Origin of the sequence: Paracoccus versutus, assembly GCF_000763885.1 — a bacterium.
Classification (GTDB): domain Bacteria; phylum Pseudomonadota; class Alphaproteobacteria; order Rhodobacterales; family Rhodobacteraceae; genus Paracoccus; species Paracoccus versutus.
This window is the reverse complement of the sequence record NZ_JRKO01000001.1, coordinates 27,501-39,965: the sequence shown is the minus strand read 5'-3', so window position 1 is coordinate 39,965 and position 12,465 is coordinate 27,501. Positions and strand designations below refer to the sequence as shown.

Annotated in this window: 9 protein-coding genes, 1 tRNA gene and 2 rRNA genes (1 of these 12 cut by a window edge); 3 read left to right on the top strand and 9 right to left on the bottom strand. The window is 61.5% G+C overall.

What is annotated here, in order from left to right; all coding sequences use genetic code 11:
- Positions 1-90: 90 nt before the first annotated feature.
- Positions 91-780, top strand: coding sequence for an SOS response-associated peptidase (locus tag IT40_RS00180; RefSeq protein ID WP_028034378.1), 690 nt, complete (start codon positions 91-93; stop codon positions 778-780).
- Positions 781-800: 20 nt separating this feature from the next.
- On the top strand, positions 801-1,163 hold the full coding sequence (locus IT40_RS00175; protein WP_012092586.1) for a hypothetical protein: 363 nt from the start codon (positions 801-803) through the stop codon (positions 1,161-1,163).
- A 283-nt stretch (positions 1,164-1,446) separates the two neighbouring features.
- Here IT40_RS00175 and IT40_RS00170 read toward each other — a convergent pair whose 3' ends face one another.
- From IT40_RS00170 to IT40_RS00145, 6 genes are all read right to left on the bottom strand, one after another.
- On the bottom strand, positions 1,447-4,074 hold the full coding sequence (locus tag IT40_RS00170; RefSeq protein ID WP_012092585.1) for an AAA family ATPase: 2,628 nt from the start codon (positions 4,072-4,074) through the stop codon (positions 1,447-1,449).
- Positions 4,071-5,198: a metallophosphoesterase family protein gene (locus tag IT40_RS00165; RefSeq protein ID WP_012092584.1), complete on the bottom strand. Its 1,128-nt coding sequence runs from the start codon at positions 5,196-5,198 to the stop codon at positions 4,071-4,073. Before IT40_RS00165 ends, IT40_RS00170 begins: the two co-directional genes overlap by 4 nt.
- A gap of 33 nt (positions 5,199-5,231) precedes the next feature.
- On the bottom strand, positions 5,232-7,277 hold the full coding sequence (locus tag IT40_RS00160; protein WP_036749043.1) for an ATP-dependent nuclease: 2,046 nt from the start codon (positions 7,275-7,277) through the stop codon (positions 5,232-5,234).
- Positions 7,278-7,505: 228 nt separating this feature from the next.
- Positions 7,506-7,982 carry a thermonuclease family protein gene (locus tag IT40_RS00155; protein WP_012092582.1) on the bottom strand — a complete coding sequence of 159 codons (477 nt, stop codon included), beginning with the start codon at positions 7,980-7,982 and terminating at the stop codon, positions 7,506-7,508.
- 68 nt (positions 7,983-8,050) lie between these two features.
- Positions 8,051-8,518, bottom strand: a complete 468-nt coding sequence (locus IT40_RS00150) for a GNAT family N-acetyltransferase (RefSeq protein WP_223850374.1) — start codon at positions 8,516-8,518, stop codon at positions 8,051-8,053.
- Between the two features lie 46 nt (positions 8,519-8,564).
- Complete coding sequence (locus IT40_RS00145; protein ID WP_012092580.1) at positions 8,565-8,864, bottom strand: type II toxin-antitoxin system TacA family antitoxin; 300 nt, start codon at positions 8,862-8,864, stop codon at positions 8,565-8,567.
- 513 nt (positions 8,865-9,377) lie between these two features.
- On the opposite strand from IT40_RS00145, the gene IT40_RS27120 reads away from it, so the two are divergent.
- Entirely contained in the window at positions 9,378-11,030 is a 1,653-nt protein-coding gene (locus tag IT40_RS27120) for a recombinase family protein (RefSeq protein ID WP_084196769.1), read from the top strand.
- Here IT40_RS27120 and IT40_RS00130 read toward each other — a convergent pair.
- From IT40_RS00130 to IT40_RS00120, 3 genes are all read right to left on the bottom strand, one after another.
- A tRNA-Met gene (locus IT40_RS00130) sits at positions 10,987-11,063 on the bottom strand. The two genes, IT40_RS27120 and IT40_RS00130, sit on opposite strands and share 44 nt — an antisense overlap.
- Before the next feature lie 61 nt (positions 11,064-11,124).
- Positions 11,125-11,239, bottom strand: a 5S ribosomal RNA gene (rrf, locus tag IT40_RS00125).
- A 139-nt stretch (positions 11,240-11,378) separates the two neighbouring features.
- Positions 11,379-12,465 (bottom strand): 23S ribosomal RNA (locus IT40_RS00120); it runs 1,760 nt beyond the window's last position.

Sequence of the window (12,465 nt, the reverse complement as noted above, 5' to 3'; positions counted from 1 at the left end):
CGAGAGTCAATCTCGGCCATCCCGGAAGTGATCGACGGCGCGCGATGCCCTATGGTGGCGTAAAGTATTCGCAAGGAGAGTAGTGGGGCGATGTGCAACCTGTATCGCATTACGACCAATCAGCAGGCGATCAGGGATTTCGTGGCCGCCACCCATGACAGCATCGGCAATCTCGAACCTTCGATCGACGTCTATCCCGACCGGCCGGCTCCGGTGGTGCGCAACACCGATGGCGGACGGGAACTGGCTTCGCTGACCTGGGGCATGCCGACGCCCATCGAATATCTGAAGTCCCGCGATGCACCGGACACCGGCGTCACCAATATCCGCAACACGGCCAGCCCCCATTGGCGCAAATGGCTCGGAGTTGAGCATCGCAGCGTGGTCCCGGCCACCGCCTTTTCCGAATATGGGCAAAAGCCCGATCCGGTCACGAAGCGCAAACCGCTGCACTGGTTCGCCCTCGATGAGACCCAGCCCCTGTTCTTCTTCGCGGGAATCTGGACGCCATGGCGCGGAACCCGCGGATCGAACCGGACCCCGCGTCCGGGCGATCATCAGCTGTTCGCCTTCCTGACGACCGAGGCCAATGGCGTGGTGAAACCGATCCATCCGAAGGCCATGCCCGTCATCCTGACGGGCCGTGACGAAGTCGAGACCTGGCTAACCGCCGACTGGAAGGAAGCGAAGGACCTGCAACGGCCGCTGCCCGACGAGCGGCTGGTGATCGCGGAGACGCCAGCGAGCGCAGCCGCCGATGGCATGTTGCCGGGCCTCTGACAATGATCCGGAGGACGAAAATGGGCCGGAAGGAAGAAGAACAGTTAGCGGCGACGCTCGCCAAGGCGATGGCGATGATCTGCGTCCGCAACAGCATGCTGGAGGACCTGCATGCGGGGCCGGTCCCGGTCACGAAGACCGGTGACTATTCCGATGTCTTCGTCATCGACGCCGACGGCAACCACATCCCCTGGGGAAGCGTGTCGCGGTTCGACGATGAGGAGATGCGCGACCTGATGCGGCAAGTGGTCAATCGCCTCTACACGTTCCAGACCTGTTTCGCAGAGCCCCAGTTTCAGGCGGTGATCGACAAGTGGCTCGGGGTGACGCGCACCTGGGACGAGCCGGTTCTCGACGAGCGCCTCGCGGGAAGGCCAGTATAGATTTCCTCGCTCCGGCAATCATTGCGCTCGAACGGCTGCTCATATGAGCCCTTCAAGCGTCCAGGCTGATAATCTGGGTCCAATAGCTGATCCGTTGAGCAGGCACGGCGTCCCGCTCTCTCAGCGATCTCAACATATCCAAGATCGGCTTGGTTCGCGAGGTAGGCAGCACGGGCCTCGGCATGGTTGGCATGCGATCAACGCAAATCGATCCGTGCGACCAGCGCCTCCTCCGCTTCAGTGAAGGCGAGCCTGTAGCGGTTCGCCGCATCCATCCGTTTGCTCATCTCAGCGTGATCCTATTGGCTTCGACGTGACGAAAAGCCTTCGACCGGCACGTGAGAAGTATCACCTGCATCCGCTTCGAAGCGTCCTGCAGGATGTCGGTCATCGTCTCCAAGCGGGCATCATCGGAATAGACGAGAGGGTCGTCGAGGATCAGAGAGATCGGCGCTCCATCCTCGAGCAGGAGGTCCGCAAACGCGAGCCGAGTCAATATCGCCAACTGCTCCTGCGTGCCTCGACTGAGATCACCACAGGATTCATCGATCCCCGCCCTCGTGAGGCCGGTCAGCCCGAGCTCCTCGTTGAATGACAGATCACATCCGGGAAGAAGCTGCTGGATGTATCGACTAGCCCGAGCCGTGACGGGTGCGAGGAATGTCCTCGACGCTTCATTCGCGGCATCCGACAGCGCCTCGCGGAGCACCTCAAGCATGTCGGCCTCATGCCGCAAACGATCGCAAGCGGCGATCGCGGCCTCCTCTTCCTCCCGCGTTTCGGCAAGGCGACCGGCAGGCCCGTTTGTCCCTTCCCTAACGATCGTGGATTCGAGCGACGCGATCCGGGCGGTCAGTTCAAGTCGTTCCTCGCCGGCCCGGCTGGCGGCACGATCGAGGTTCACAATGCGGCGTCGGATAGCGTCGGCGTCGAAAGACGTGGCGCTTTCGCGCGCCTTCTCGAGAGCTTCGAACTTCGCGGCACGCTCCCGCTGAGCCTCACCGCGCGCCGCTTCGAGCGTTTCCCGATCCCCGATCTCTAGGAGGTTCCGGAGATCTTCAGCCGCAGCCTCGGATTCGCGGATGGCTGCGGAATAATCGGCTTCGGCCGTTGCGAGCGTACTCTCCGCCTTCGACAGAGCCGTCCTCCCGTCTTCGCGCTTTCCGGATGCGGCAGCCTCGGCGAGCTTGGCGTCGACCACCGCCTTCTCCAGCGTGTCGACATTGTCGGTTGGGGCGACAACGTCGGCGATGTCGCCCAGCTCGGCCACGAAGGCGCGCAGGGCATCTGCCCCGGGCGCCAACCCGATTGTCGGATCTCCAGGACATGCCGAGGCGATCTGTGTCCGGAGCGCCTTCAACTCGCGCTTGGCAGCGGAGGCCCGTTCGTTCCGGGCCACGCCCTCCGCATGCGACTTGATGCCGAGCGACCGCAAGGCGGAAGCGAGTTCTTCCGTCGCCGCTGCAAGATCGGCCTCAATGGACTGACCCGAACCCTGCGGCGGGCGCACGACTAGGCTGCCCGCATCACCCAACTCGAACTTGGTGGTCTTGAGGACGTCAACGCTGGTGACGTCGGTCGTCAACCCGTCAATCCTCAAAGATGCGCCCGCCCCGAGTTCGACTTCTACCTTCACAGCGCCTGCTTCGAACCGGGCGCGTGCCTGGATGGCGGCAAGCTCGAGTTCGGTAATCTCCTCAAGGTCGTCACTATCGACGGCCCCGGCGGAGTCATCAACCAGCGCACGCTCACGCTCCTCTAGCTCGGCTAGAGCTTTTCGCGCATCGATCGCGCGACGAGCGCCCGCGGCATTAGCGAACCCGCGCAATCGCGCGCGTGCGGAGGACAGTGCCTCCTCGTGTTTCTCCCTTTCCGCGCGAGCCTCGTCGAGCGCGGCGCGGAGTGATTTTTCCTCCTCACCGGCACGAGCAGCCTCAGCCTTGGCTTCGTCCCGCAGACGAGCCTTCTCTTCGAGGTATGTGCCGGCGGATCCGACGCGAGCCTCGGCTGCGTCCAATCGCTCGATCCTCGACGAAGCCGTCTTCGCGACCTCGTCGGCGCGTCCGAATTGCGCCTCCGCCGCAGTCGACCGCAGAGAGGCGGTCTCCGCGACCTTCTGGTCCGCCTCGAGCTTTTTTCGCTGCTCCGCCGCCTCTGGGTCGACGAGATCACGCTCGATAATCCTAAGCCGTGACCTCGCCGCGTCCAACTCGGTGAGAGTGTTCTCGTATTCATGGAAGTTGGTCTCGGCCGCCTGGCGGGCAGCCGTCGCCGTGGACACGCGAGCCTCTGCCACCGCTAAGTCGCCGCGCGACTTGCCCGTCGCCGATGTGCGCAGCGCTGAATATGCCGCTTCGATGCTGGCCCGGATCGCGTCAAAGCGTCGACCACCCGTCACCGCGCCGACTTCCGCCTCGAGCACTCCCCGAACGGTATCGCGCACGATGCGGTTTGGACTCTCCACGGAGAGTGCCGTCGCCTGCTCGACCCAGAGCATGCCAAGGGGCCCGCGCGTTTCGGGATCGCTGCCCCGGTTGTTGCCCCGCTCGAATCCGAGCAGCTCCTGCAGCGCTTCTTCGGCCGCATCGCTCTCTCGTCGCCCGCTCGCGCCGGTAAGTCGCACGGAGGGAGACTTCATGAACTGCTTCTCGAGCCTCCAAGTCTGCCCGTTGAGGCCGAAGCCGACAGTGACACGGGGCGCCACGTCATCACCAGTCGGGACATAGGAACGGACGAGTTCGGTCTTGGCGGAGTAGCGGATGAAGAAGGCCGCACGCAGGGCCTCCAATAGGGTAGATTTGCCCGTCTCGTTCGGCTCGACTACGATGTTCAAACCGTCGGTGAAGCCGTCGATGCGTAGCGGTTCGCGGAACTTGCGGAAGTTCTCGACCTCCAGGGATTTGAGGATCATCGCGCAACCTCCGCATCGAATCGCATCGCCTCGACATAGAGACGCTCCAGCGCCGCGGCGGCGATCTGGGCATCGGAACCCGATCCGGTAGCCCTGGCCTGTAGGGTAGCAGTCGCCCCGGCGAGCGCACCTTGGACATCGATTTGGGCGACGTCCTCTGCCGTCGGACGCGCGGTCAGGCCATCCGCGTCGAGTTCCAAATGCCGCAGTTCGTGCGCCAGACAGTCCTGGACGGCCGACGTCATCGTGACGCGGTCGGCGAGACTCACCACACCGACGAGATGGAGCGAAAGGAGCACGTCCGACAAACGCGCCTCGCTGCGGAGCGCGGCGAGTTCACGGTCCAAGTCTTCCATGTTCTCCATACTCCAGCGGCGCGACATCCAGCGATATCGACCGGTCTCGATCCGCTGCAGCTCGGGCGTTTCGTTGGATCGCAGGCTCACGCCGATGCAGCCGCCCGGCTCATCGCGCCCGAACCGGTCAATTTCAGGGGTCCCGCTGTAAGCGGTCCGGTCGCCAACCGTCAAAAAGCCATGCCAGTCCCCGAGCGCGAGGTAGTCAAGGCCCGCGGACTTGGCGCGATCCGGCGGGATCAGATTGGAGCTCTCTCCGGTGGCGCCAAACTCTGTGATGGAGCCATGTGCGAGACCGATGCGGAGTGCCCCCGGCGGCGTCGTCATATCGACCATCGCCGCGGAAGGATCGGACACCGTCTTCCGGTGCTCCAGGGGCGCCGGCAGAAGCCAAGCACCCTGCTCCATCTCAATAGGCTCGGGAGTGTCCACGATCCGGACTGAGGCAGGCGCACGCCCGCGCAGCCTGCTCCAGAGTCCACCGGCTCGCGCATGATCGTGGTTGCCCGGCATCAGCCACCAGGTGACCGACGCCCGCTGCATACGTGACAGCATCTGCGTGACGATGCGGTCGCCGGGTTCGACGTTGTCGAACACATCACCGGCGACGACGATGTGCGTGGCACCGCTGGATATTGCCGCAGCACCGAGGCGATCGATGGCATCGAGGCGAGCCTCAGCCAACGCACTACGCACCTCCTGCGGAAAGCGCCCGAACGGCTTTCCGAGCTGCCAGTCAGCCGTATGGATGATCTTGAGCGTCGCCACGAATCAGTTCCTCGTTACAGTGCCACACATGGATCACGCACCCACTGCTACCGGAGCTTGCGCCTCCGTCGGGTCCGGGATTTCCTCATCGCGGAAGAAACGCCACATGGCACGGACGAGGCTCTTCAGCATCTCGCTCTCGTGGCCCTGTTCTTTAGCACGGAGAAGTGTCTGATAGACGATTTCCGGTATCTTCTGCGCATCGTTGCTCGGATGCACACCAAAGGGTTCGCAGGCAGCAGCAAGGCACGCCGTGTGTACTTCAGGCGTGAGATCCTCCTTGAGCTTGTGCTCCAATGTCTTTTCGAAATGCGCGTAACAATCGCTGATGAGGTCGCTAGTGGGCGCGGCGTCGATCTGATCGTTCGGCTTAGCGAGCTTGCTCAAAGCAAGATCGGTTGCCGGCGTTCGTTTAGCCTCGGGTAACTGCTGGTCGCAATCCCATAGCATGAAGGTTGGAATACCCAGCTCGCGAAAAATCACATAGGGACGATCGAGATTGGCTTTGCCTTCGGTTGACAGGATGGCGATGCCGGCCGCCTCGAAATTCACGCCGAGCATCCGCGCCGTCGCGGTGAGCGCCGCTTTATCGCTTCGGCCCTCAACCAGAATCACACCGGTGGCGAAAAAGCCTTCGGCCAATTCAGCACCGAGAATGTGCAACCGCGGCATCAAAGTCTGTGCACTGAAAGTGCCAGCGGGCTTATTCCAGCCGCGTTCGAGCTTCTGCGCAACGGTGCCGAGATCCAGCGCTTGCAGGCTGCATTGCTTGAATTCACTGTCGTCACAATGCGAGCGCCGGGTAAGCCTGATCTCGTCGGCCTTCCCCATCGAAATGAACATTGGCGAGTGCGAACCGAAGATAACCTGTGTGTGGCCCTGCGCGCCAGGGAGCGTACCGCTACTCAAGCCCCGCAGCACTTCCGCGAAGTGCCGCTGTTTGGTCGGATGCTGATACAGTTCGGGTTCTTCAATTGCGAGGATAAGCGTCGGTGCCTGCGCCATGACCGCAGCCGCAGCCGCAGCGGGCGCGTCATCACTGCCGTCAACGTCACTATCAGGGGGTGCCTCGTCGCCCTCCGGCACGGCAGTTCGCGCAAGATGCTGGAGAAGTGTAAAGATGAAGGCACGCTGGAGGCCGTGACCTTGCCTGTCCACCGGTCCACCGAAGCCTTCGTCCTTGAGAAACACATCCGCCATTGGCAACGGGACTGGCATCTCGCCGACCTCGCGCCAGGCCAACGAAACTTCAGCATCTTGATACAAACCCCGCAGGTCGGCGGTGAGGGTCCCAGCGAGCGCACAGAGTTCAGGCATATTTTCGGCGGATACCAAGGCCTGGTAGGCCTCGGTCAACTGCGCCTTGAACGCTTGAACGTCCGGCCGCTGAAGGATCTGACTGCGCACTAGCAGTTCGAGTAGTTTGCCGATGACGCTCGTCTTGCCGTCCGCCGCGTCCGCTGATGCGTCGCGAACCGCCGGAATGAACACGAAGCTCGTGTGCTGCTGGAGCTTGCCTCGGCTGTTGTTCTGGAATCCGAAAAACTGACCATCGTCGGGCAGCAGCACCAACTGATCGGGATGCTCAGCCTCCCAGGTTAGCATCGCCTGGTCGACCGCTGCCGCACTGCCAGCAGTGGGAAGGTCGGCGTAGAGTGGGTTATTCTCGCGCAGGGCATTATAAGCAGCGCGCTTGGGTGTGGCTGCGGAATGAGCCCGAACAGCGACGAAGTCGGGAATCTGTGGAACGACACCATGATAGCGTCCACTTGATGGACCTCCGTCAAAAATGCGGGTGACGACCAACCTACCATCCCGCACCCGATCCTCGAACGCTGCGGCTTCTTGCTCGCTAAGCTGGTGAAAGGTTAGTTCAATCTCGATCGGCTGCCCTTGATCGCGTCCAAAGAAATCGTCAGCGTCGCAGTTTTTCGTAGTCGAGTAGAACTTCTCGATAGCCTTCAAGATTGAAGACTTTCCTGCGCCATTGCCGCCGATCAATGCGGTGTGTGCGCCAAAAACGACTTCGACATCGCGAAGTGAACGGAAATTTCTGATGCGAGCACGCTCAAGCTGCATGGCATTTTCCCCCGAGTACACCAGTTGTCGAATCCGAGCGGCGGGAATGCAAGTGCGATGAACAGCTACTCCATCAAGTCGCGCCTACCTCGCACGGCAAAGCCTTGGTCACACTGGGCGCTGAAAAGCTGCTTCCAGGATCAGCGGATCATCGTCGAAACGACAGAGAAGGGGCGCACAGTGAGTTAGTTTGATCTCGCCAGGCGGTCGACGGCGTGGAACTAACGTCTACGGGTTGCACCACCATTCTTCGCCATCGGGCCAGGGTCTGGCCAGCCTTTCGGCAATCAGGATGTCACCGATGTCGCGACCACCGATTCTGATCGTCACGAGCGTCCGCGTGCCGGTGTTGTCCGGCTCTCCATATTCGACGGTCCAGTCGTGCGAGTTCAGCAGCTCGATCACCCGATCACTGGCTCGGTGTGCCAGCGCGATTTCGGCGTCGCCACCACAGATGTGGGTTTGCGGTTCCGGGGTGTCGTAGCCTTCCATGCGCAGCTTTTCCCCGTCGATCCAGATCGTGTCGCCATCAACGAGGCAATATTCGTCGGCGGTACGGGCCTGGCCGGGAACGCACTTCGCAATCTGCGGCCGAGGCTGAGCCTTGGCAGGTTCGGGCATGCCGCCGACCGCCCAGAATAGCGCGAAGGAAAGCACGAACATCTGCCAGTGGAATGTGGGCAATGGGGGAGGACGAATTTGCATGGGCGGATCTGATCTACTTCAATCTGACTGAAGGGGCGGATCGCTACGGTTGGAGGCCAGCCAAGCTTTCACCCACCGCCCTCGCCGAGCGAGGCAGCGATGTCGCTGATCGAGCGGAGCAGAACCAGGGGATCATCCCTGGAAGGCTCGAAGCCACGCCGCCTCCAGAACTTGGCCGCCTCCCCGTCGACGGCGTTGACCAGCAAGGCCCGCCCGCCGATCAGCGATGCGGCCTGAACGCAGCGCTGGAGAGCATGCTTCACAAGACCGGTCCCGATGCCCAGCCCTGCCCATCCGGTGTCGGTTGCGAGTTGGCCGAGCAGCATACAGGGGACCGGGTTGGGCGGCTGCCCCGTCCTGATCGAACGCGGCAGAACCGAAGGCACCACACCGGTAGGCGCGAGGCCGTAGAAGCCGACCACGCGCCCAGCCTCATGCACGACGAGGACGGCGGTGAAGCCCTTCTGCTGATTGGAGAGGGCGCGTGATTTCAGCCAGTGGTCAAGCGTGGGCTTGCCACAGGTGAACTCGGACACATCGTGTTCGGCAGAGAGCGGTTCAGGACCCGAAAGGTGCAAGAGCTTACCGCTTCGCCACGTAGCCGGGCTCCCATGGCGCGGGCCGCTTCAGAACGTCTACCATCTCCGGAACGGGAGCGGCCGGACGCGCCAGCACATCCATGAACTCGGCGAAGCCCTCCGGGCTCATCCGGATCAGGCCCTGCTCCATGACGACCTCCTCGGCCGCGCGCACAGCGGCGTCGCGCACGAAATCGGTGCGCGAGCGGCCGCGCAAGCTGGCGGCGCGATCGATCATTGCGACATCCGCCTCGGGCAAGCGCATCGAGATCGGGTATTCCTTGCGTTCGGCGGTCGTGGCCATGGCGAATCTCCTTGGTCGGCATATAGCGCCTTGTATCGCGAATTACAATACGATAAGGTTGCGCCTACAGTCAATGACCTCATGAGGAGAGGCGACGAGGCCAATGATGACCGGGCCAGCGAGGGATTCCGATAGGTTATTTTGCTACGCCATGGCTCGCCAGGACACGCTGAGCTACGCGATAGCACGCTCACCCGCGCCAATTGCCGCCGAATATTCGCCTTCAATTTCCGTTGCTTATGCTTCCCTCGGGGCGAATGCTGCAAGTTATGACCTTGCGAGCCCCAGGAAACCCGGCAAAGATGACAGGAGGAGAGCGCGAAGCGCTGATCGAATCCTTGCTGCTGGACGCGCCGGAGCTGACGTTTACGCCGCGTGGCAATCCCGACCCTCGCCTTCTGCGTCTGGTCGGCATCCTGGCGAGGCAGGCGGCGCAGGAGTGCTATGCAGAGGAAGTGAAGATGTCACGGCAAAGGAGGAAGCGCTCCTCCTGATACGGATGGGAGCCATGGTTTGAAAGTCGCAATCTACGCCCGCTATTCTTCCGACAATCAACGCGACGCTTCCATCGCCGACCAGTTTCGTATGTGCCGCCTCCATGCCGAGAAACAGGGCTGGCACATCGTCGAGGAGTATTCGGACCACGCGATCTCCGGCGCCTCGCTGATCCGGCCGGGCATTCAGGCGCTCATGGCCGACGCTATGGGCGGCCGCTTCGATCTGATCCTGGCCGAAGCGATGGACCGCCTCTCCCGCGACCAGGAAGACATCGCGGGCATCTTCAAGCGCATGTCCTATGCCGACGTGAAGATGTTCACCCTGTCGGAAGGCGAGGTGACGCACCTGCATGTCGGCCTCAAGGGTACGATGAATGCGCTGTTCCTGAAGGATCTGGCCGACAAGACCCGCCGCGGACAGCGCGGCCGCGTCGAGGCCGGCAAATCGGGCGGCGGCAATGCCTATGGCTACGATGTGGTCAAGAAGTTCGATGCGAACGGCGAGCCGATCCGCGGCGATCGCACCATCAACGAGTTCCAGGCCGAGGTGGTCCGCCGCATCTTCCGCGACTACGCCGCCGGCAAATCGGCCAAGACCATTGCTTTCGCCCTGAACAAGGAAGGCATTCCCGCTCCGTCAGGCGGCGACTGGGGGTTCAGCACGATCAACGGCAACCCGAAGCGCGGCAACGGCATCCTCAACAACGAGATGTATGTCGGCAAGATTGTCTGGAACCGCCAGCGCTTCGTCAAGGATCCGGAGACCGGCAAGCGGCAGGCCCGCCCCAACCCGGAAGAGGACTGGGTCATCCAGGAAACGCCGGAGCTGCGCATCCTCGATGACGATCTCTGGAACGCGGTGAAGGCGCGGCAGGAGAAGAACAAGATCGCCCGGAAGGAGAACGGCGAGGCCGATCTCTCCCGGATCAATACCCGCCGCCGCCCCAAATACCTCTTCTCGGGGCTGACCAAATGTTCCTGCTGTGGTGGCGGCTATTCCGCGATCTCGGCGACGCTGATCGGATGTGCAACGGCCCGCAACAAGGGAACCTGCGACAACCGGATCAACATCCGCCGCGACGAGCTGGAATCGCGTGTGCTGAACGCACTGCGTACCAAACTCGTCGATCCGAAGCTCTTCGCCCATTTCTGCGAGGTCTTCACGCAGGAGATGAACCGGCTGCGCATGGAAGGCCGCGCCGAGATCGCGTCGGCCGAGGCAGAGATTGCGAAGATCGATCGGGAACTCGAGACCCTTCTCAATCTGATTCTGAAGGGTGGGGCCGCTGACGCGCTCAACGCGAAGATGGTAACGATTGAGAAACGCAAGAAGGAACTTGAACTGTTCCTGGCCGAAGCCGACGAGCCTCCACCCCTGCTGCACCCGAGCATGGCACTGCAATACCGCAAGCGGGTCCAACAGCTCTACGACGCCCTGCAGGACGAAGACGAGGGGAAGCGGATCGAGGTCGCCGACACGCTGCGCTCGCTCGTGGATCAGATCGTGCTGACGCCGGTCGAGGGCAAGGTGGAGATCGACGTTCAGGGCGATCTTGCTGGAATCCTTACGATTTCCACGCAAAGCAAAAACCCCGCAGCGGGCGCTACGGGGTCGCAAGTAAAGATGGTTGCGGGGGCAGGATTTGAACCTGCGACCTTCAGGTTATGAGCCTGACGAGCTACCGGGCTGCTCTACCCCGCGCCATTTGCATCGCGTGGTTTGCGGTGCTTTTTCGTTCCGAGAGATTTTCGCTTCTTTTCAGGTCTGGCGGTGACCTACTCTCCCACGTCTTTTGACGCAGTACCATTGGCGCGACGGCACTTAACGGCCGAGTTCGGGATGGGATCGGGTGTTTTGCTCGTGCTAAAGCCACCAGACCGGAAAAGAAGCGAGATCGGCGTTTCCGTTTCCTTCTTGGCTTTCGCCGCTTCAGGATCGGGAAGACATTGTCCAAGGATGCTTTTGGAAGAAGGCGGGCTGCTTGTCCTTGACAAGCTGGTCTGTCTTCTTCCGGATCAAATCAAGCCTATCGAGCGATTAGTACCGGTCAACTGAACGCATTGCTGCGCTTACATCTCCGGCCTATCGACGTGGTGGTCTTCCACGGCTCTCAAGGGATACCTTGTTTTGAGGGGGGCTTCACGCTTAGATGCCTTCAGCGTTTATCCTGTCCGTTCATAGCTACCCAGCACTACCGTTGGCACGATAACTGGTCCACCAGTGGAACGTTCACCCCGGTCCTCTCGTACTAGGGGCAACTCCTCTCAAGTATCCTACACCCACGGCAGATAGGGACCGAACTGTCTCACGACGTTCTAAACCCAGCTCACGTACCTCTTTAAATGGCGAACAGCCATACCCTTGGGACCTGCTCCAGCCCCAGGATGAGATGAGCCGACATCGAGGTGCCAAACGATGCCGTCGATATGGACTCTTGGGCATCATCAGCCTGTTATCCCCAGCGTACCTTTTATCCGTTGAGCGATGGCCCTTCCACTCGGGACCACCGGATCACTATGGCCGACTTTCGTCTCTGCTCGACTTGTCAGTCTTGCAGTCAGGCTGGCTTCTGCCATTGCACTCGACGAGCGATTTCCGACCGCTCTGAGCCAACCTTCGCGCGCCTCCGTTACTCTTTGGGAGGCGACCGCCCCAGTCAAACTACCCACCACGCAGGGTCCCGGACCCGGATAACGGGCCGCGGTTAGACATCAAGAGTGCGAAGGGTGGTATCTCAAGGATGGCTCCACCGGAACTGGCGTCCCGGGCTCAATGCCTACCACCTATCCTGCACATCGCAATCCTGATGCCAGTGCGAAGCTATAGTAAAGGTGCATGGGGTCTTTCCGTCTAACCGCGGGAAGTCTGCATCTTCACAGACAATTCAATTTCGCTGAGTCCACATTTGAGACAGCGGGGAAGTCGTTACGCCATTCGTGCAGGTCGGAACTTACCCGACAAGGAATTTCGCTACCTTAGGACCGTTATAGTTACGGCCGCCGTTTACCGGGGCTTCAATTCAAGGCTTGCACCTCTCCTTTTAACCTTCCGGCACCGGGCAGGCGTCAGACCCTATACGTCGCCTTACGGCTTCGCAGAGCCC